General features: G+C 29.3%; 18 protein-coding genes and 1 riboswitch. Of the genes, 16 read left to right on the top strand and 2 right to left on the bottom strand.

Going from position 1 to position 22399, the window contains the following annotated elements; translation table 4 throughout:
• Positions 1-67 precede the first annotated feature (67 nt).
• Positions 68-1771 (bottom strand): lipoprotein, encoded by a 1704-nt coding sequence (locus E7Y35_RS05190; protein ID WP_283271932.1) that lies wholly within the window; start codon positions 1769-1771, stop codon positions 68-70.
• Entirely contained in the window at positions 1771-4053 is a 2283-nt protein-coding gene (locus E7Y35_RS05195) for a lipoprotein (RefSeq protein ID WP_283271933.1), read from the bottom strand. The genes E7Y35_RS05190 and E7Y35_RS05195 overlap by 1 nt, the downstream gene beginning before the upstream one ends.
• Positions 4054-4242: 189 nt before the next feature.
• Here E7Y35_RS05195 and sufC point away from each other — a divergent pair, with 189 nt between their 5' ends.
• The 16 genes from sufC (at position 4243) to E7Y35_RS05275 (ending at position 22390) form a co-directional block, all read left to right on the top strand.
• Entirely contained in the window at positions 4243-5058 is an 816-nt protein-coding gene (sufC, locus tag E7Y35_RS05200) for a Fe-S cluster assembly ATPase SufC (protein WP_283271934.1), read from the top strand.
• A gap of 2 nt (positions 5059-5060) precedes the next feature.
• Positions 5061-5894, top strand: coding sequence for a SufB/SufD family protein (locus E7Y35_RS05205; protein ID WP_283271935.1), 834 nt, complete (start codon positions 5061-5063; stop codon positions 5892-5894).
• A gap of 2 nt (positions 5895-5896) precedes the next feature.
• Positions 5897-7126: an aminotransferase class V-fold PLP-dependent enzyme gene (locus E7Y35_RS05210; RefSeq protein WP_283271936.1), complete on the top strand. Its 1230-nt coding sequence runs from the start codon at positions 5897-5899 to the stop codon at positions 7124-7126.
• Positions 7127-7582: a Fe-S cluster assembly sulfur transfer protein SufU gene (gene sufU / locus E7Y35_RS05215; RefSeq protein WP_283271937.1), complete on the top strand. Its 456-nt coding sequence runs from the start codon at positions 7127-7129 to the stop codon at positions 7580-7582.
• Positions 7583-7597: 15 nt separating this feature from the next.
• Entirely contained in the window at positions 7598-9010 is a 1413-nt protein-coding gene (sufB, locus tag E7Y35_RS05220; protein ID WP_283271938.1) for a Fe-S cluster assembly protein SufB, read from the top strand.
• The gene (locus E7Y35_RS05225) at positions 9010-9561 is read left to right on the top strand and encodes a 5-formyltetrahydrofolate cyclo-ligase (protein ID WP_283271939.1); all 552 of its coding nucleotides are present in this window, start codon (positions 9010-9012) and stop codon (positions 9559-9561) included. Before sufB ends, E7Y35_RS05225 begins: the two co-directional genes overlap by 1 nt.
• Positions 9562-9578: 17 nt before the next feature.
• Positions 9579-10373 carry a hypothetical protein gene (locus tag E7Y35_RS05230; protein WP_283271940.1) on the top strand — a complete coding sequence of 265 codons (795 nt, stop codon included), beginning with the start codon at positions 9579-9581 and terminating at the stop codon, positions 10371-10373.
• Between the two features lie 2 nt (positions 10374-10375).
• Positions 10376-10561: riboswitch (cobalamin riboswitch) on the top strand.
• A gap of 155 nt (positions 10562-10716) precedes the next feature.
• The gene (locus E7Y35_RS05235) at positions 10717-11700 is read left to right on the top strand and encodes a hypothetical protein (protein WP_283271941.1); all 984 of its coding nucleotides are present in this window, start codon (positions 10717-10719) and stop codon (positions 11698-11700) included.
• Between the two features lie 43 nt (positions 11701-11743).
• Entirely contained in the window at positions 11744-12094 is a 351-nt protein-coding gene (locus E7Y35_RS05240; RefSeq protein ID WP_283271942.1) for a hypothetical protein, read from the top strand.
• A 150-nt stretch (positions 12095-12244) separates the two neighbouring features.
• Positions 12245-13129 carry a MurR/RpiR family transcriptional regulator gene (locus E7Y35_RS05245; RefSeq protein WP_283271943.1) on the top strand — a complete coding sequence of 295 codons (885 nt, stop codon included), beginning with the start codon at positions 12245-12247 and terminating at the stop codon, positions 13127-13129.
• A 78-nt stretch (positions 13130-13207) separates the two neighbouring features.
• The gene (locus tag E7Y35_RS05250) at positions 13208-14002 is read left to right on the top strand and encodes a hypothetical protein (RefSeq protein ID WP_283271944.1); all 795 of its coding nucleotides are present in this window, start codon (positions 13208-13210) and stop codon (positions 14000-14002) included.
• Positions 14003-14022: 20 nt separating this feature from the next.
• Complete coding sequence (locus tag E7Y35_RS05255; RefSeq protein ID WP_283271945.1) at positions 14023-15885, top strand: PTS fructose transporter subunit IIC; 1863 nt, start codon at positions 14023-14025, stop codon at positions 15883-15885.
• A gap of 9 nt (positions 15886-15894) precedes the next feature.
• A complete protein-coding gene (locus E7Y35_RS05260; protein WP_283271946.1) occupies positions 15895-18582 on the top strand; it encodes a glycoside hydrolase family 38 N-terminal domain-containing protein in 2688 nt (895 codons plus the stop codon).
• A gap of 1 nt (position 18583) precedes the next feature.
• Positions 18584-19042, top strand: a complete 459-nt coding sequence (locus tag E7Y35_RS05265) for a PTS sugar transporter subunit IIA (protein ID WP_283271947.1) — start codon at positions 18584-18586, stop codon at positions 19040-19042.
• Positions 19043-19044: 2 nt separating this feature from the next.
• Complete coding sequence (locus E7Y35_RS05270) at positions 19045-19902, top strand: ROK family protein (protein WP_283271948.1); 858 nt, start codon at positions 19045-19047, stop codon at positions 19900-19902.
• 874 nt (positions 19903-20776) lie between these two features.
• Positions 20777-22390 carry a hypothetical protein gene (locus E7Y35_RS05275; protein ID WP_283271949.1) on the top strand — a complete coding sequence of 538 codons (1614 nt, stop codon included), beginning with the start codon at positions 20777-20779 and terminating at the stop codon, positions 22388-22390.
• The last annotated feature ends 9 nt before the right edge of the window (positions 22391-22399 follow it).

The following is a 22399-nucleotide window of genomic DNA, read 5'->3' on the forward strand; positions in this document are numbered from 1 at the left end:
AATGTTTCATATTATGAAAGCAAAGCAGTTTGCTTTTTTATTTTTATCATAAAAAAAAGAAGATATTTTAATCTTCTTTGACAATAAATGATCCAATTGCATCAAATAAAGTTTGTGAATAAACATTTTCTGGATTATAAGCAAAGACTAATGAATATAATCTTGTTTTTGCTGCTGTTTGCAAGTTTGATTGCTGAGCAAAAGTATACTCAATTCATTTTAAAATTTGTCCTTTTACATTTGAAATGTTTGTTGGGATTCCGTCTTTATCATAAAGAGGTTGACCAGTTTCATCATATGTTCCTAAGTAACCTTTTTTGTTATATAACCATGATAATGAACGTTTAGCACCCCCTTGTTGGGCGACTCAAGCTTGATCAAGGTCAGTTGGTGTTCCTCCTGATCCATATCAAGTTAATGATAATGGTTTATTATTGGTAGCATTATTTTGATAATTGATATTCATGTTTTTCATTAAGTCAATTGTATAAATTGGTAAGACTAGAACAACTGATCCGTATTTTCGGTTAGCATCTAAAAATTGGTAACTTGATGGACTTGTTCCTTCTCCTGACTTAATAATCCCTGGTGTTGTTGCATCAATAACTTTTTGTTTATATGCATCAGCATTGTTTAACGTTGTAAAGATATCATTTGGATTTTTATTTTTATCAATTCCAACAAAACCTTTAAAACCACTAAGACCAAAGATGGGATCAATTCCTTCGTTAATCATATTATCAAATACATCGCCACCTTTTGAGGTATTAAACATATCTTTTAGGGTTTTTGTTAGAACATTTTCGTTATTTGTTAAATCAGTATTTAATGCTTCAACATTTTCTAATGGTTCACCACTAGCAAATAATTTATCTAAACTAGCTTTGTCTAATTTTAATTCTCAAACCATTTTAACATATGAATTTCAGCGAGCACCACTAATTGTGTCTCATGATTGAATGGCATTAAATAAGGCACTATTTCGGTTCAAATAAATTTCTGTTTTATCACCACTACCATAACGTTTAACCTCATTTTGGTGTAAATAAGTTGCGGTAATAATTTTATCAATAACAGCGGGAACTTCAACATGTTTATAGTAGTCATTAAAACGAATTTTTAAGGCAATTTTTTTCTGATCCTCTGTCATTTTATTAAAGTCACTATAGTTACTTCCAGCTGACTTAATTTGAATTTCAAAGTTACTTTCACCTTGTTCTTTTCGTGATTTAGTATAATCTGGTGATGTTCCTGCTGTTTTTCAGAAATATGATTGAACTCCACCAACATATCAATTTGCTGATTGGTAATCAGGGGCATATCCTTGTCCGGCAATTGTTAATTCTAATGGCGTATAATTTGATATTCCTGTTAAATATTTAGTATACAAATTATCAAGGGCAACTTGTTCAACAAAACTAACAATTTGTTTTGCTAAGACATTTTCTGGTTGACTAACATCGATTGTGACACCAGTATAACGAGCTCTTGTTGCTTCTTCTGAGGCATAAAAGAATTTTGAAATATTAGTATCTAATAATCGCACGGCCATTGTTTTTAAGTCTGCCTTTGTAAAGATATCATTAAATGAATATTTTACATAGCTTGATTGATTTTCTGAATCAATTTGGGCAATAATTCAACGTTTAACTTCATCAGCAATTGCAGGATCACTAAAACGTTCAAAGCTCTTTTTTCCACAAGCAACAACAGTAGTACTAGCAGAAGTAACAATTGTAATTGCGCCTAAAACACTTAGTAATTTTTTCATTATCTTCTACCTCCCATTGTGCTAAAGTCATCACGATATCAATTTTGATCACCGTTATTATAATATTTTGTTTTATCTGTTTCTCATGTTTTAAAATGATGGACTCAAAAGGCAGTCTGAGCAGGACTAGTATGAGTTCCTGAATAATTTGCTGTAATTTGTTCATCCCAATATTTTGACTGTGCAATTTTATCAACAATATCTTTTGTTTTAATTTCTGCGGCAGGTCCGCCAGTTTTATAATCTTGGATTGTTTTATTTTCAGCTTCAAAACTAGTATATAAGCGTTGAACTGCTCCTCCTGATAAGTTCGTTGTCATTGCACTAATAATTAATGTAAATCAATCAGCATTATTTTTCCCTTCACCATCTTTAAAAGTAATAAAGTTTTTTAATCATTGGTCAGGAGCTGCTCCATTTTGGAGAATTTTATTATTAAAATTATTAAAAAAGTCATAAATTCAGAACCATCATGTTTTGTCATCGGTTGAACCAGAAGATGAAGTTAATGTGGCATATTTTTTAACTTCGTCTAAAACCTTAAATTTAAGTTTACTAATACTATCATTATTAACTAAACTACGGTTTGTTAAATATCATAAATATTGGGCGTTAGCAAATTGGGTATTCATTTTTTGTTTTGTTTTATCTGTTGTTAAAATTTGTGATTTGTCAGACATTGCTTTATAGGCAATATTTGAATAATTTAAGCTTTTAAATTGTCAGTCACTATTATAAGCATTATAAGATGTTGGCGTTGCGTCAGCTAAATATTCACGACCATCAAGATGGACTAAATTTAAACCATTTGTATCAAAGAAGGCAACAACCATATCACTTGTATTTCCAATTTTTCAGTTTCCACTAATTGCATCAGCAGTAGCTTTTCTACCAATGGCAGTTACTGCCTTATCTAAATCATCAGCTGGTGCAGCGGCTGTAGCACCAATGCTATCATAAACACTTGCTTTTAAAATATTAGACTTAACAGCATCTGCTTGCGTACTTAGGGTTAATAAGTCTGTTGATGGTGTTGCAGTTCCCTTAATATTGTTAATAAAATCATCTCAATTTGCTGCTGTTTTTAAAGTAGCTAAATCAGTATTAATTTGATCCTGAACATTTTCATCAAAACTATCTTTTGTAAAACCTGTATCAGTTGGTGTTACACCTGATTTAAAAGCATAAGTTATTTTTGATACTGCTAAAGGTTTTTCATTTTGAAATCACTTTTCAATAAGATATTTTTGAAATAATGAATATTGTCCAGGGTCATATGATTGTGCTAAAAGGGGCGTTCCAATTGATGTTGAACTTGGATCAGTAAAAACAGGTGTTGATACTGGTGGGTATTTAACCATATATTTAGTAACATCATATCCTTCTGTCTTTAAGTTTGTTGCAATTGTGTCTAAACGAGTGTTAATTTCGGTAACTGTTAATTTGCTTAAATCAGCGCCAAAACTTCCGCTTGTGCTGTCTCAACTAAAAGCCAAAGCTACTTGTGTTCGTGAGTTTTGGTCATTAGTATTTCAATCTTTTGCTTGTCCGCCTCCTTTAAGAAAATCAGCAAAAGAACTTAATTTAGTTACTGATGTTTCTGCTGTATTAGTTTGATATGTACGCATGTTATTATTTAACAAAATGTTAGTTAACATTTGCGTTGCACTAATTCCACCATCAGCACCAGTTGTCATAATTGCCGCTTTATAGTTTTGTTCTTCAATTTCATATTTTCTATTTCCACTAGCACCAGAAATATCTTTATAATTTGAGTCTAAAAAATCATGATATTTTTTTTCTCAATTTTTTTGGTCGCTATCTTTAAAACTTTGTTTCTTTTTCTCAACAGTATTGTTTGTGTTTTGAACTAATAAGTTTCATTGATCTTTTAAAATATCTTTTAGATCTTTATAGTCTGCAATATCACCAACTGTTGTTTGTTTAGTTGGGAAAAATTTATCTGGGTTTGCTAAAATCGCCACACTTAAAATTTGCATTAATTGCACTGACATTTTAATTCTTGTTGCACCATCTCATTGTGAGGGGTCATTTGTTCATTTTCCATTTCCGGCATCAACAAAGGGGTTTGCTAAAACACTCCAAATATCTGGGGAAGTAATTTCCTTCCCACCATAAATTCCGGGAATTCAAGCTCAAATACTATCACCATTCCCATTTTTATGCTGGTTGTTTTTTTCCTTATTATTACAAGCCACCACTCCCGAAACTGTTGCTCCGACTATTACCATACTGCTCAGTATTGATAAAAGTTTTTTCATTTTGCTTCATCCTTCCTTTTGACTTTTCATTTTTTTGTACTTTTTGGTAAAAAATACTAAGTACATTCTATTAAAAAATTATAATAAAGTCTACTTTTATTGTACAATAAAAGTAGACTTTATTTTTAAAAAAATAAAGATATTTCACTTGGAAATGCTGTAAAAGACTCTTAAAAAGGAGGGGTAAAAATGCAAAAAATTGAAATTAAAGATTTGTTTGTTTCTGCTGATAATGAGATGATTTTAAATGGATTAAATTTAACTGTTAATATTAATGAAATTCATGCTTTAATGGGGCCAAATGGAAATGGGAAATCAACTTTGTTGTCAACAATTATGGGGCATCCCAGTTACACTGTTGAACGTGGTGATATTTTAATTGATGGGGAAAGTATTTTAGATAAAACAGTTGATGAGCGTAGTAAAATGGGGGTTTTTTTCGCAATGCAATCACCAGTTGAAATCTCGGGAGTTTTAAATTTAGATTTTTTAAAAGCAATTATTAATGCTCATCGTGATGCTCCAATTAAGTTACCACAATTATATAATGATATTAACCATAATATTAAGAATTTAAAAATTGATGATAGTATGATTCGCCGTTATTTAAATACTGGTTTTTCGGGGGGAGAAAAGAAGAAGAATGAAATTTTGCAATTAAATTTGTTAAAACCAACGCTAGCTTTAATTGATGAAATTGATTCGGGGTTAGATGTTGATGCTTTAAATGTTGTTAGTGCTGAATTAAATAAAATGCTACAAGAAAATTTTTCAGCAATTATTGTTTCACATTATGATCGTTTTTTTAATTTAGTCCAGCCAACACATGCCCATGTCATTGTTAAAGGGAAAATTGTTAAAAGTGGTGATTATAGTTTAGTTAAAAAAATTAATAAAGAGGGTTATGAATGATTATTACAAGAATTAAATTTAACAATTGATACTAAAACCGTAGAAGCAAAACCTTTAACTGGAATTGGTTGTGCTGCGCAAAAAGGAAAATAATAATGCGAGTTTTACTAAATCAGAGCGAAACAATTATTAGTGATAATCTTTTAATTAGTGACACAACCCAAAATGTAACAATTGAGAACATTAATCCTGGTGAAGTTATTAATCTTAATTTTCCAACTGATGTTGTTAATAAAACTTTTTTAATTTTTTTAAATTTAACGGCCGAAGCCACAATTAACTATAATATTCCTGCTCAAAATCAAATTAATATTATTAATATTTATAAAAAACGTGAATGTGAGCAAGTTGCTAATCTTTTTTATAATGTTTTAGAAAAAAGCCAGGTTAATGTTTATCATTTGAACATTGTTAACAGTAATATTACGGAAAATGTTACTTTCAATTTGCAAGGCAAGCGGAGCACCCTTAAATATTATTTAGCAAGTTTATCAACTCATAATTATCATAAAAATGCGATTATTTATGCTCATCACTTGGCACCAGCAACCGAAAGCAATATTAAAACCTATTCAATTGCAAAGGATAATTCCTTACAAACAGTTAAATGTACTAGTCACATTGAAAAAACAATGAGTAAATCAGAAGCTCATCAGGAGTTAAGGTTATTAGTTTTTGATAAGACCTCAAAAGCAATTTCTGACCCAATTTTATTAATTGATGAAAACGACATTAAAGCCAGTCATGCTAATGCCGTGGGCATGTTAGACCCCGAACAAATCTTTTATTTACAAACAAGGGGATTAACAGTTAACCAAGCACGAAAATTAATTTGTATGGGTTATTTTAAAAATGTGATTGATGCAATTGAAGATGAGACATTACAAAAAAATATTATTGATGAAATTGATAAAGAAATTGGAGAATAAGTATGATTGATTATAAAAAAATTAGAACCGAATTTCCTTTTTTTAAAAATAACGCTGATCAAATTTATCTTGATAGTTCAGCCACTAGTTTAAAACCTCAAGTTGTGATTGATGCAATTAATAATTATTATACTCATTATGGCACTAATCCCCATAATATTGATAGTGATTTAGGTTATGAAACAAATGTGCAATATGAAATGATTCGGCGTAAGATTCAACATTTTATTAATGCTAAAAAAGATAAGGAAATTATTTTTACCCCTGGTGCAACATATAGTTTGAATCAAATAGCGTATGGTTTAAGTGACTTTCTCTATGAGGGAGATGAAATTTTAATTACAAAACAAGAACATGGAGCAAATATTTTGCCGTGGTATCGTTTAGCATCAGAAAAAAAAGCGCATGTGAAATTTTTATCAGAAACAAATTTTAAAATTGATTTAGAGCAATTAGCAAAAGTAATTACGCCTAAAACAAAAATTGTTTCTTTTGCTAATGTTCCTAATATTTTAGGTTATGAAAATGATCCGATAGCAATTATTGCGGTGATTAAAAAAATTAATCCAGAAATTATTGTTGTCGTTGATTGTGCTCAAGGAATTATTCATATGCCAACTGATGTTCAAAAATGAAATGCTGATTTTATTACTTTTTCTGCTCATAAAATTTTTGGACCAACCGGAATCGGAATTTTATGAGGAAAAGAAGAGTTATTATTAAAACTAAAACCATTAATTCTTGGTGGTGGGATGAATGCTCGCATTGAAAGTAATGGCTTGGACTATCTTTTAAAAGGCTTGCCAGAACGCTTAGAAGCTGGGTCAGCTAATATTGGTGATATTTTTGGTTTTGGTGCTGCGATTGATTTTGTCAATATGCTTACGTTAAAAGAAATTATTAATTATACGCATCAGTTAAAACAATATGCGCTTGAACAATTTCAGCAAAAATTACAAGATAAGGTTATTATTTATAATGCTGATGCTAAAGCGGGCACATTAGTTTTTAATGTGAAAGGTGCTTTTTGTCAAGATGTTGCTACTCACTTAGGCAGTCGTAACAAAATTATGGTTCGCAGTGGTGATCATTGTGCTCGTTTAATTGGAGAAATTATTCCAGATAAAAATACGATTCGCGTTAGTTTTTCAATTTATAATAGTCATGAAGATATTGACTGATTAGTAACAGCGTTAGCAAATGAAACAGATTTTTTAGGAAGGTTGGTTTAAATGGAATTTGATAAAAATGATCCGATGTTTTTACGCCAAATTATTATGGAACATTATTCAGAACCACAATACAAAGGATTAACTAAAGAACCAACAGCACATTCAATTCACCAGGCTTCTGAATCATGTATTGATGATATTCATTTAGAATTAATTGTTACTGACCAAAAAATTATGATGGCACGTTTTGACGGTGTTGGGTGTGCTATTTCAACCGCATCAACAGATATTATGGCCCAGGAATTAGAGGGAAAAAGCATTCATGATGGTTTAGCAATTATTGACAATTATCTTGCGATGGTTTTTGATCAACCCTATGATGAAACAAAGTTAAATGACCTAATTGCTTTTATTAATATTGCAAAACAACCCAATCGAATTAAATGTGCCACAATTGGTGTTACTGGTCTTCAAACGCTATTATTAAATTTATTAAACACAAATAACAAAAAATAAGGGAGGTGTTATTTAATGCCAAAATTAAAACAAGAGAAACAAATTAAAGAAATTTCAAGTTATAAGTATGGTTTTAGTGATGGAGATATTTCTTACTATAATACAGGGAAAGGTCTTAATGAGGATATTATTAATGAAATTTCTGATCATAAAAATGAACCAGAATGAATGCGAGAGTATCGTTTACAATCATATCGTAATTTCTTAAAAATTAACAACCCAAGTTGGGGACCAAATTTAGAATTTATGAATTTTGATGATTATGTTTATTATATTAAAGCAACTGATCACATTGCTACAACGTGAGAAGAAGTTCCTGAGAAAATTAAAAATACTTTTGATCGTTTAGGATTACCGGCTGCAGAACGTGATTATTTAGCAGGAATAAAAGCCCAATATGATAGTGAACCGGTTTATGGAAGTATGTTAAAAGAAGTTGAAGAAAAAGGAGTTTTCTTTTTAGACTGTGATACAGCGCTTCGTGAACATCCAGAGTTATTTAAAAAATATTTTGGAACATTAGTCCCAAATACGGATAATAAATATGCTGCTTTAAATAGTGCTGTATGGTCAGGGGGCTCATTTATTTATGTTCCCAAGGGAGTTAAATTAGAAAAACCATTGCAAGCTTATTTTCGAATTAATTACCAAAACAGTGGGCAGTTTGAACGAACATTAATTATTGTGGAAGATGATGCAGAATTACATTATATTGAAGGATGCACGGCGCCAATTTATTCACGTGATTCTCTTCACGCGGCTATTGTTGAAATTTTTGTCGGTAAAAATGCTAAAATGCGCTATACAACAGTGCAAAATTGAAGTGATAATGTTCTAAATTTAGTAACAAAACGAAGCATTGTTGAAGAAAATGGACAAATGGAATGAATTGATGGTAATATTGGGTCAAAAATTAATATGAAATATCCAAGTGTTATTTTAAAAGGAAACAATAGTAAAGGGCAGTGTATTTCGATTGCTGTGGCAAAAGAAAATGTAATTCAAGATGCGGGTTCAAAAATGATTCATTTGGGGAAAAATACTTCTTCAAAAATTATTTCTAAATCAATGACCTTTAATGGGGGAACAGCCAATTATCGTGGTTTAGTCCATATTGGACCAAAAGCACAGTATTCAAAAGCACGAGTAGAATGTGACACCTTAATTTTAGATGGCAAATCACATTCAGATACAATTCCACAAAATAAAGTTTATAATAATGAATCACAAATTGAGCATGAAGCAACCGTTAGCAAAGTTTCTGAAGAACAATTATTTTATTTACAAAGTCGTGGTTTATCAGAACAAGAAGCTTTAGAAATGATTATAATGGGGTTTTTAGAACCTTTTACAAGAGAACTTCCAATGGAATATGCTGTTGAGTTAAATCAATTAATTAAAATGGATATGGAAGGTAGTGTTGGTTAATGTCAGGTAATAATAAGCAACAAATCCGACAAGAAAAAATAACCTTGCGTCAAAAGATTACGCCATCATTGCGAAAACAAAAAGAGCAACAAATTTTTAATTGCTTTTTTGATAATGATATAATTCAAAATAGTAGAAATATTGCGCTTTATTATTCAATTAAAGGAGAAGTTGGCACAACTTTAATTATTGAAAAATTATTGGCAGCAAAAATCAATGTTTTTCTTCCCCGAATGGTAGAAAATGATTTACAATTTTATCAAATTACTAATTTAACTGCTGATTTAGAATTTAATCAACGGTATGGGCTTTATGAACCACTAATTACATTGCCCTTAATTAATAAAAACGAAATTGATATTATTGTTGTGCCAATCGTTGCGTTTGATCAAAATTATTTTCGGTTAGGCTATGGGAAGGGTTATTATGATCGTTTTTTAAAGAATTATCAAAAAACAGTAATTGGGTTAGCTTTTATTGAACAATTAGTACCAGAACCATTACCAATTGAAAAACATGATGTTAGAATTGAAACAATTATTAGTGCTTAATTAGACAAGGAGTAACCATGAATTTGCCATTATTACGGATTGTTAGTAAATATTGATTTAAATCATTACATACTTATTTAATAACATTAGTTTTGCCCGTGCTACTATACTTTATTAGTGTTCGTGTTACTAATATGTTTAATAGTAATGCTAGTTATTTAGCATTACCAGGGTCAATTTTGCTGGTTGGTGTTTTAAATGGAATTCTTGATTTATCAATTGCTTTTTATGAATTCCGAAAAACAAGTTTTGCTCGGCAACTACATTTATTAAAAGCATCAATGTATCAATTAGTTTTTGTTTTAATTTTAATTAATGTGATTACTAGTTTAGTCGGATCATTATGATTATTTTTAATTGCTTTTCTAAGTTATGGCGAAGCAATTCATGTTGAATGAATTAACTGGTTTAGTTTTTTTTGAGCAATTATTTTAGGATCTTTAGTTGCTTCTTTAATTGGAATTTTAGTTGCTCTTTGTTCGAACGATTTAAAAGTTATTTTAGTAACTGCAATTACTGTTTTTTTAGTTTTTGCTTTTTTAGCAGGATTGTTTTTTCCCCTTGGGGTTGTTCGTAGTGATAAAATTTTAAATATTATTGGTTATTTATTAGTACCAAGTTATTCATCGTCAATTATGGGAAGTGCGTTCTTTTGATCAGTTCCGGAATGAATTTTAGATTCTAATCTATATCCAAATTTAACATATTTTGCTGAATTACATAATATTTGATTACCAAGTTTAATTAGTCTTACTTCTGGTCTTGCTTTTTTTAGTTTAATTTTTGTAATTAATTATTATCAAGATAAATAAAATATGATATGATATTTTTAGACAATTTAATATATAGTTATTTAGAGTTAGGGAATGAAGTGCAAATCTTGAGCTGTCCCAGCAACTGTGATATGGACGAACACCATAAGCCACTGAAAATATTTTTTGGGAAGGCGGTTAGTAGGATGAAGTTAAGCCAGTAGACCTTTCTAAATTTAATTAGTCTTATTATATAACTCCTGGGTGTGAGTCATGTAATTATTTTGCAAACAAATAATTTAATGATTGTTATATAAAAAGCATTTTGGGAATGCTTTTTTGTTTACTGTAACTAGAATTAAATTGTCAATTGCTAATCTGCTAGAAAGAGTTCAAAAAGAATATGAAAAAAATACTAATGGTGCTATTGAGTAGTGCATTTATTTTGTCTCCAACTGCCACAATTATTGCTTGTAAAAATATTGATGAGTTTATTTCATATCAAGATCCAGATTGGATTTATCAGATGAAAACTGCTGCATCAGAGCAATTTACCGTTGGTTATGATAATTATTATTTACCATCGGCAAGAAGTAGCATTCAAAAAGACAATTGGTTAGATCTTAACCAAGAAAGTCATGTTTATGTCTATTTTAAGAATATTACCAATATTGATGAAGTGATGAAAAAGTTATCATTTGGTGATACTGCTAATATGCGACTTGTAACTCAGATTTATGAGCCAATAATATTTACTAAAACCAATAATGGTATGTATATTTCTGATCCCTTTTTAACACAAAATACGGCTGTTGGAGAATATACAATGATGGCACAAGATAAGTGACAAGACATTAAAAATAGCAAAAATATGAAGCAATTAAATGATCGCTTTCAAAAAGAGTTTGAACAATATGGAACAATTGCTGATTCGCATCCAGTTCAAGGAGTAAATGGAACAAAATTTGTATGATGAGACTCAAATCGATGAGAGAGCTTATTGCAAACAGATATTCAAAAGGCAATTTATGGTGTTTGAAGTAGCACTGAAAACAAAATTCAAGTGGGAATGAACATTCCATTAAGCCTTGTAAGTAAAGGTTCAATCAAAGTGTCCAAGACAGATGTCCAAAATGTATTTCGGATTGATTTAAATTATCAAGAAGATTGAATAAATAATAGCTTTAACAAAATAAAATACCTACTACCCCACTGAGGTTTTTATTTTAAAATTAAAGGTGAAAATAATGCCCAATATGTTTCACCACAACTAATTCCTGCAATTAATAATGCCTTTCGTGCGTCTAACATTTTGACATATTTAAAATCAAAAAAAGTAAATTCTTTTAATACTGAAGGTTATAAAAATGCCAAAATAATTTCATAGTTTTCCGGTATAATTAATTTAATTATTGAAAGGAGAAAAAAATATGAAAAATTTGACATGACCAAAGATTTTAATGTTTATTGGTGCGGCTTGAATTATTATAATTGGAATCTTGTTTGCAGCAGGTGTTCCAACAAAAACTTCAATTTATGGTTGAGATACAAGTTGACCAGTATTACTGATTCTAGGGATTTTATATATTTTAGTTCCGCTATCAGTTAAACCGGGATTTTGATCACTATTGTGAGCTTTAGCAATTACTAGTTTAGCAGTCATTTTCCTAATTGGATTCTTTGTTAAAGCAGATTATCAATCACCCTGAACTTATTTAGGGGCCATACCTAATCTTTTCATTGGAGTTGGAGCATTAGGTTGGATTTTTGTCCATGAATAAAAAATTTTAATTTTTATGAAAAAATGACATTATTTACCATTAATGTCATTTTTTTTTTTTTTTGTTTTTAAGTTATTATTTAATTAAGAATATAAACAAAGTAAAAAAGGCAAAAATATGATGGGGGATTATTTTAAAAGGAGATGACTTATGAGTTCATATCAAGACGTAATATTAGATTTAAGTATTTTATCAGAACAAGAATTAGATTTTTATAATTTTACAATTCAAAACTACCATTTTTTAATTAACTCCAATTTAAAAGCTGTTAGTTGTCGTTATGGGGTTGGAATGAGCTTTATTTATGCTTTCTTCAAAAAAATAAAAGTAAGCGGGCTTCGTGATTATGTTTATAAATTGGGGATTTTAAAAGGAATTAGTTTAGCAAATATTTCTGATTATAATAAGGATAATAATATTTTAGAAAAAATTCAAGATAATTATCAAGTTTCCAATTATATTAATGCTTTAATGTTTGATGACCAACAAAAGAAAATTAATTGTTTGTTAGATGAAATTAATCGAGCAAAAAAAATTTATGCTTTTGGAATGGGACACAGTCTAATTGCTTTAAATGATTTATGTGGAATGTTAACTCATTTTGGGTATTCGACTTCAATCCTAGAAAAGGGAAAAAATATTGTCACAAGTAAAATTTTAAAAATCACGAAAGATGATCTTTTAATTGTATTTTCAATGCGGGGTTTGCATGCGTTTACGCAAAAATTATTGGCTTTATTAAAACGTGAAAAAATTAAGGCAAAAATTATTTTAATTACAAGTAACCCCCAATCAACTTTATTAAAATATAGTGATTTAACTATTTATATTGATAATCAAGTGCGAAGAATTAATGACATTGAAAGTAATTTAATTTTTTCACCATTATGAAGTTTTCTTTTTTTCACTGATTATTTAAAAAATTTATTATATGAAAAAAACAAGGAAAAAATTGATCAGTGCGACAGTTTCTCAAATGAAATGGAAAGTTGACATAACAATAAATTATTACAAAAACAAAAAAGAATGGAATAGTATTCCATTCTTTTTATTAAAATTACCGATATAATTTTGAAATGCATACAATTAAATTGCGATATAGGAGGAATAATAATGCGAAAAATGCTTTTAAAGTTATCGGTTGTAGGTTTAACGATGAGTTCTGTTTCACCAGTAGTTGCTTGTTCATGAACAACACCACCATTAAAAGTTGAACAACTTCGTCAGATTATGGCACATTTACAGTCTCAATCAGGATATAACAATCACAATCCAGGGTCTATTGTTGATTTAGGCATTATCGGTACGTTACCAATGCCAAAACCAACCATAGATGATTTACAGAATCCAACGGATCAAAAAGCAATCACTAACGCACGAACAGCTTCTGATAATATTACGAACCTTGTTAGTACTTATGTTACAAATAATGTTAATCAGCAAAAAAGTTTAACAGGAACTGATGATAGTAATTTTTATCAAAACAATAATCTTAATGCTAGTTTGTTTAAAGCGGCCTATTTTTCAGTTCGGATGGCAAATATTTATGGAATTAATGATGCTTCAACAACCTCCAAATGATTATATGATGGGGTAAGTAACCCTGATGTAATGACTAATTTTAAGTGAAAAGATAAAAATGATACAATAATAACTTTTTCAAATCAAAATCAACTTCCTGCTGAGGGGCAAGGAGGTAATTACTCTTATTTAAACATTGATAAACTATGAGAAAAAGGAAAAATTTTTAATCTAGATACTACTAATAATATTATTATCTTATTAAAAACTTATCAAAAGACAAATACTTTTGTTTATACCATTCGTTTTTTAATTACTTTTTCTCCACAAGCAAAATTTAACTTTGATCCAATTTACTTTTATGTTTCAGCAGATTTTAGTGATTAAAAAAGGAGGAATAACAAAAAATGGATAAAGATAATAAAAAAATTAAGATTGTGGCAATTACAGCTTGTGCTGCTGGAGTTGCGCACACTTATATGGCTGCTGATGGTTTGAAAAAAGCAGCAGTTGAAAAGGGCTATGAAATTTATGTCGAAACGCAAGGCACAATTGGTGCTGAAAATGCTTTAACCTTAGAACAAATTGCGGAAGCCGAGGTTGTTATTATTGCTGCTGATGTCAAGATTGATTTATCTCGTTTTAATGGAAAACGCGTTTTCAAAACCGGTGTTAACGCAGCGATTAAAAATCCGAGGGAATTAATTATTCAAGCATTAGCAGCAGCGACTATTTATGGCGCGAAAGGAACAAAAACAGGGGTTGTTACATTTGGGACAACCAAAAAACGAGGTGTTTTATCGCACTTAATGACGGGAATTTCTTGGATGATTCCAATGACAATTGCGGCAGGGATTTTAATGGCGATTGCAAATTTATGTGCTTTTCAAACTGAGTATGTTGATAATTATGGTGATTATGGACAGAATTGAGTTTTATCAACTCGTAAATTACCACAATTTTTAATGGATGTTGGCGCATTAGGATTTAAATTAATGATTCCATTATTTGCTGGATTTGTTGCTTATTCAATTGCAGATAAACCAGGAGTAGTTCCAGCAATGATTGCTGGTTGAATTATTAATGATAACAAAATGTTAGGAATTAATGTCATCGTAGGAACCACTAATTCGCCAATTGAGCCAGGAGCTGGTTTTATTGGGGCAATTATTGTTGGATTAATTAGTGGTTATTCGGTGCAATTATTAAAAATTATTCGTTGGCCAAAAGTTTTACAACCAATTGAGCCATTAATGATTATTCCAATTTTAGGAGTCTTTATTATGGCAACATTAGTTAAATTTGTAATTGGGGCTCCAATTGCAGGTTGAGTATTAGCAATGTTTGATGGGTTAAATAATCTTCAAAATAAATTTCAATCAACTGGCATTATTATTGCTTTAGTTGTCGCGATTATGATTTCGTTTGATCTTGGTGGACCATTGAATAAAACAGCGTTAGTATTTGGAACAGTTATTTTTTATCAGACATTAGCACAGGCAATGGCAGAAGGAAAAACATTTTGAGATGCCAACTTTATTCCGGGAACCGCAGCGCAAGCAGCGATTTCAGTCCCACCATTAGGAATGTGACTATCAACAATTATTTTCAAAAATCGTTACCCAAAAAATCAACGAATTATGGGGAAAGCTGCTTTTGGAACAGGAATGGTTGGAATTACTGAAGGGGCTATTCCGTTTGCTGCTGCTGATCCAATTCGAATTATTCCAGCTAATGTTATTGGTTCTGCTGTTGCCGGAGTTTTAGTAACAGTATGGAATGTAAAATTTGCGGCAGGATTAGGATCACCATTAGGAACATTTTTGGGTTATATTCAACAGAATTCAGCACCACATTGGCCGATGGCATGAATTCTCGCAATTTTGATTGGAGTAGTTATTACAGCTGTTATTGCTGGCTTGCTAAAACCAAGAATTAAAGGTGAAGAAGCAGAGTTATTAAAAACTGAAAAACTAGCCCGTAAACTTGCTGTTAAAAATGGTTGGCATAATGTTAAATTATTTTTTACAAAACCTAAACTTGCTTGGCAAAAGTTTAAAGGTTGGTGAAAACAATTGTGACGAATTCGTGCTCAAAATGCAAAAGAATATTGAAACTGAATTGGGACAAATATTAAAAACTATTTTGTTGGATGAGGGCAGTCGTTGAAACAAGGGTGACTTTCTTTTACTAATCTTTTTAAAAGTAAAAAACATAAGAAAAAAAATTCAGCAATACCAATTACAAAAGACAATGAGAAAGCAGAGTAATCTATAAAAATGAAGAAATGAAAAATTATGGTTGTTCCCCACACCCATTGGGACAAAGAATGATATTTTACAAAACAAGACTCTGATGTCATTCTTTGCTCAAATATAGAACAATATCTAACTTTATATCAGGCCAATAAAAATTGTTTTAGTTTTACCTATGATGGTCAAACATCAATTATTGATGATTATCTCACTTATCATAGTCACGAAGTTAATTCGTTGCTATGAGAAAGTTTAGCAAAGAAAAAATTAATTATTGGTCCATGGTATACGCAACCAGATTTATTTAATTCAACATCAGAATCAATTGTCCGAAATTTGTTATTAGGAATTAATGTTGCAAAAAGATATCGGGCTGATTATTTACGAGTTGGTTATGTTCCTGATTCTTTTGGGCATAATGGTCAGATGCCGCAAATTTTTCAACAATTTGGGTTGGAACATTTTGTTTATTGACGAGGAGCGCACAGTAATGATTTATTAAATTCTGTAGTACATTGATGAGAAGGAATTGATGGGACAAAAATATTAGCCTATAACTTTTATTTTGGATATTGGGTTATGGGTAGTTTTTTTCCATATCAAAATTTAACATTGACAAATTTACGTAAGCAAGCAAAAAATTTTTTACAAAATTTTACTGATATTCTTAATACTTTAAAACAAAAACTTGGTGGAGTAACAAATAATTTGTTAATTCCTTTTGGTGGTGATCAAGCACCAGTAACAAAATTATTGCAAGAATTCATAAATGAATTAAATGATGTTGATAATGAACATGAATGAATATTATCTGATTATGATCAGTATTTTGCAACAACAAAATTTAATAGATTAGTAACAGTTAATGGTGAATTAAAGACACCAGCTTTTGCAAGAATTCATAAAACAATTGCTTCACAACGAGTTGATTTAAAAATTAAAACTAAACAATTAGAATATAATTTATATAATAAGTTAGAACCCTTGGCAACATTTTTTTATTTGCAAACAAATGTTTATCAACATGAAATTATTGAACGAGTTCTAAAATTGTTAACAACTTCACAAGCCCATGATTCTTTGGGAGGATGTAACAGTGATATGACCAATGCGGATATTAAAAACCGTCTTGCTCAAGCTAATGATTTAGTTGAAAGCTTAACAACAAAATTGCTAAAGGTAATGGCGCATCAGTTTCAACTAAGCGATGAAGAATTTATTATTTTTAATCCACAATTAAATGCGTGTCAAGTTAAAAATAATTTTGAGGTAACATTATTTAGCAAAAAACAATATTTCGAAATTATTGATCAAAATCAACAGCCCGTTAATTTTATTGTTACAAAACAAAAACATCATCAAGGTGGGCAAAATGTTATTGCAACAAAGAATGGGGAAATAAATGTTGCCTTAGATAGTTTTTTTGAAACAAAAATTATTATGTTAGACTTAAAGATTTCGTTATTTACTTTTGCCAAATTTAAACTAGTTACTACTAATAGTAAAAATAATTGCTTACAGCCAAGTAAGGAGATTAAAACAAAACGGTGAGAAATTAAAATTAATCAAAATGGAACGTTAGATATTTATGATCAAAAATTTCAGATTCATTATCAAAATCAATTCTTATTAGTTGCTGATCATGACTGTGGTGACTCCTATGATTATTCACCTTCAAAAAATAATTCGTTATCTATTAATGAATTTGTTACTTCAACTGCTGAGATTAATACACAACAGGATTATTATTTTCTAACATTAGAAAATAAATATTTAGTATCAGTTAAAGAAAATAACAAAAAACAAGAACAAACTTTTAGATTAGATTTTGAAATTAATAATACTGATGAAATCAAAGTTAAGATTAAGACAAAAAATATTGGAACTGAAATTAGATGACGGATTAAAAATGAAATACCATTTTTAACAACACATTCTTATGCTAATCAAGCATATAGTACGATACAACGACCAACGCAATTAACAGCAGATTTAAAAGTTTGACAACACGAACATTGAAAAGAAAAGCCAGTGGCAATTGAAACTAATGAGTCATTTGTTTATTTACAACATAACAAAATTAAAACAGGTTATCTTACTTGTGGCAATAATGAATATGAAGTCACTAACCAAGCAAAAGGGGTTGCTTTATGAATTACATTATTTCGTTCTGTTCCTGTTTTGGGACGAGATGAATTAATTAATCGCCCTGGTCGTGCATCGGGAGTGAGTGAGATAACGGTTTTTACTAATGATGCACGATTATTAACAGATTTAAGTTTCCAAATGGTTTGGTTTTCAACAACTAATCAAGAAATCTGAAATCGGGCTGAAATAATGAATACACCAACCATTTTTTATCAAAATCAAAAGTTAAATTCAATTTTTCATCATGCTGATCATTTTTTAATTGCTGATTTAAATACTTTTACATTTAAAAAGCAAAAACAAGTTTTGCCATTTTTTAATTATGACAATTTTACAATTAAAGCAATTAAAAAACATGAGACACGCCAAACAATTGTTGTGCGGGGGTTTAATAATAGTGACAATAATATTGTGTTAAATTTTGCAAAGATAGCTAATGCAAATGTACAAGTCAATGTTCTTAACTTATTAGAAGATGTTATCGTTGAAAATATTACAGCCGATACATTAACTAAATATCAAATTAGAACTTATGAAATTATCATTAAGAAAGAAGGAAACTAAAATGAATCAAAAACTATTTAATATTAATCATATTTATTTAAATGTTGCTAGTACAACAAAAAAAGACGCTTTTAATTTTATTGCAGCTTCTTTTGTTGAAAATGATGTTAGTTTAAATTTTAAAAAATGTTATAAAGGATTAATTCATCGCGAAAAAGAAGGATCAACAGGATTTAATGATGGGATTGCAATCCCACATGCTAAAGTAAAAGAAATTATTCAACCAGGGATTTTTGTTTATCAATTTGCAGAGCCAATTGCTTGGAATTCAATTGATGGTTCAAAAGTAAAGGTCGCAATTGGTTTGGCAATTCCTGATGTGAGTTCAGGAGTAGAACATATTAAAATGCTTTCTTCTGTGGCGCGAAAATTAATAGATGATGATTTTCGTAAAAATTTATTTAATGCAACAACAAAAGAAGCCATCTTAACATTAGTTAATGAAATTGAAATTATTTAATAATGAATTTAGTGTTTGATATTGGTGGCTTAAGTACAAAATATATTCTGTTTGATCAAAAGAAAATGATAATTTTACAAGATAAATTTATTTATGGTGGTTTAATTAATCATAAAACAATTGAAAAAATTATTACACAAATTTACTATAAAATAATTGGAGACTATCACGTTAAAAATATTGCAATATCTTCCTTAGGTGTTATTAATACTGTTACAGGAGAGATATCAGGATTGGGAGCAATTAAAGATTATCATTTAGTAAATTGAAAAACATTTTTTAAAAATAAGAATGTTAATGTTTATTTAGAAAATGATGCTAATTGTGCTGGTTTATATGAAATTAGTGTTGATTCTACTTTAGTAAATGCAATGCTATTTATTGTTGGAACTGGTTTGGGGGGAGCCATCATTATTAATCGTGAACTATTTAAGGGGAGTCATTTTCAGGCGGGTGAATTTGGTTGTGGTTTAGAATTTATTCAAAATAATGAATATTATAATACTTCAACACAAAGCTCAACATATTCAATTGTTAACCGCTTTACTCAAAAAGGGGGGGCAGCACAAACTGGCCAAGATATTTTTTCTTTATATGAAATTGATGATAGGGCAAAAAATAGTATTGATGAAATGATTTATTATTTGGCAAAAACAATTGTTAATAATGCTTTTACATTGGACCCAGATACTATTATTATTGGTGGGGCCGTATCAGAAAACAAATTGTTTTTTAGACTATTAAATCAGCAAGTAGCAGTGGTAATGCTAAAATCAGGAATGAAACAACATTTTATTATTAGAACGTGTACTAAAAATAATGATGCCAATTTGTATGGTGCTTTAACATTAATTAAATAATATATTGTTTGAATGTTCAACAATTTAGATTACTATAATTTTATCTAGTTTGTTTAAAATCTTTCTTTGGAAGTGTACTTTCTAAATAGGACAAAAATTTAATAAATAATAAAAAGATGATTTTTATAAAATCATCTTTTTTCTTTATACTAAAACTGATTTTATTATCCTAAAATATCTATTGCTTCTTGTAAATTAGGTATGATAAATTTTGCTATTATTTGTTTTTTATCATAAGTTGATCAAACTCTAAACATTTTAATTGTCTCGTTAGCTGCTGCTTCAGTTTTTTATTTAGCGGTTTGATTTGTCATCTTTGGAGTAGCTGCATCAATTTCTCAAATCGCTTCTCGCATAATGTTATCAATCATTTCACGCGAAATTTATTCATATGCATAATAAACTATTCCAATAGTTGAAATTAACAATGTTTTTGCATCTCTATCTTGTTGTTCAACATTAATAGTATTTTTGTTAGTTCAGATATTGGTGTTGGAATAGTTATTCCAATTGTTCCTAATCCTAATAAACTTAGCAAAATTTTTATATCTTATTATCCCTTTTTTCCGTCCCCTTCGACTCTTAAATCTTTGAGACAAGTTTTGCCGATTACTAAAAATGATAATATGATAATTGTTACATTTATTATTTTACTATTCATTTTTATTAATTGACAGAAAAATAAACTAAATAATATAAAAAGATTCATTATGGTTCTTTTCACGAATAAATATTTATTATTTAGCAAAATAATAATCAATGATGTTTTTAACTTTATATGACATAATTTGAAATTATATGTACCACTTGTTTTTTTTTTTTTTTTTTGTATAATCACTTCATATCTGATGAAAAATATGTGAGGTGTTAAATAATGAAAAAAATATTAATGATATTAGGAGTTTTAAATTTTAGTGTTGTTAGTCCAAGTTTAATAGTTAGTTGTGTTACGAAACAAAGTCCTAGTCAAGATGAAAATAATGGTATTGATTATCAAGGTGATTTAAAAATTTTAAATGAAATTACTAAAAAAGTTAGTACTGCATTTCAAAAGTATGCAATGGAAAAATCATTAGTTGATATTAATGATTATTCAACTGGGAACCTTGAAAAGTTATTTACAATGGTTAATAGCAATCAACCACAACAGCAATTGAGTTTAAATGATGAAAATATTACTTTAGGGTTAACTGTATTAATCAATGGTTTTAAGGCAGTTTTTGATAATGTTAATCGTGAAATTGCTAATCAATATTCAAATTATTATATTGATACAATGCCTTTAAACGTTGATTTAAAAGATTATCAATTTATGTTAAATTACATTGATATTGCTAAATTGGGTTCTTTAGTAAAAATTGATATTAAAAACTTAAAAGGGGTTCGTTTAGATTTTAAATTGGAAGTTAAAATTAAATTTAAAACATTAGAGACAGTTGTTCCTTTTTTAATTCAGTATACTATTACAAATGATAAAGAAAAAATGCATGAAATCTTAACAGCTGTAACGGGAGCTGTTTCTAAAACAATTGTTAAGTTTTTTAAGACATTGGCTGAAGATATTATTGTGGATCAGAATCCCGCTTTTCGAAGTATTTATGAAAACTTTGATTTAAATTATGCATTTGATCATAGCATATTAGATACAATTGTTCAAAAAGAATTAGATGCAGCATTACATGCTGACAATGAACTTGGTGACATTCGGAATAGCATTACCTATGCCAAGGATGAAAAAATTTTAATTTTATTGAATTCGATTATTAATCCAGATACAAATGGTGTTACACCAGTTATTCCTGATGATGAAACATATACATGGGTTAATACTGGTTATGCGCCTGATAAATTAACGCCAGAAAATTTTTTAGAATATTATGGTGAGAAACTAAATATTTTAACAAGTACTTCTGGTCCAAAATTACAGTTAGGACAGTTTAAAATTAACTTAGCAAAAATTTTAGTAGCAGGAGTTCCATTATCTGGTGTTGTATTAAATGATGGTAAATCATTTTATTTAAGTGTGGGAATTACTCGTGATGGAATGATTGAAAAAATCAAGAATTTTGGTCGAATCATTAGTACCTTTTATCAATATTATAAAATTACTTGGGATATCAAAGTTTGAAGAGAAGGAGCTTTATTTTTAGATGTTCCTTTTTGAAATGATTTAGAAAAGCAAGTTAAGAATGATAGATTATCACATCGAAAAATTTGAAGAATTTTATTAAATAAATTTAAAAATGATTCACAAATTAAAACTTTGCCAGATATTGATAAGTTCTGAGTAACAACAGAAGTTGATGATTTGGTTCCTGTTATTGGACGTGACCGGTCATTAAGCATATATGCAAGTAGAAAGTATAGTCTACGATTTAATTTTGGGGTTAATGCAACAACAAATAATATTTACTATACGCCATGACCAGTAGAAAAATATGGAATTGCTTTTAAACCAACAGATTATGTTTATCCTAAAGCAAGTTAACATTATTTT

It is taken from the genome of Spiroplasma sp. SV19, assembly GCF_030060925.1.
GTDB lineage: Bacteria > Bacillota_I > Bacilli_A > Mycoplasmatales > Mycoplasmataceae > Spiroplasma.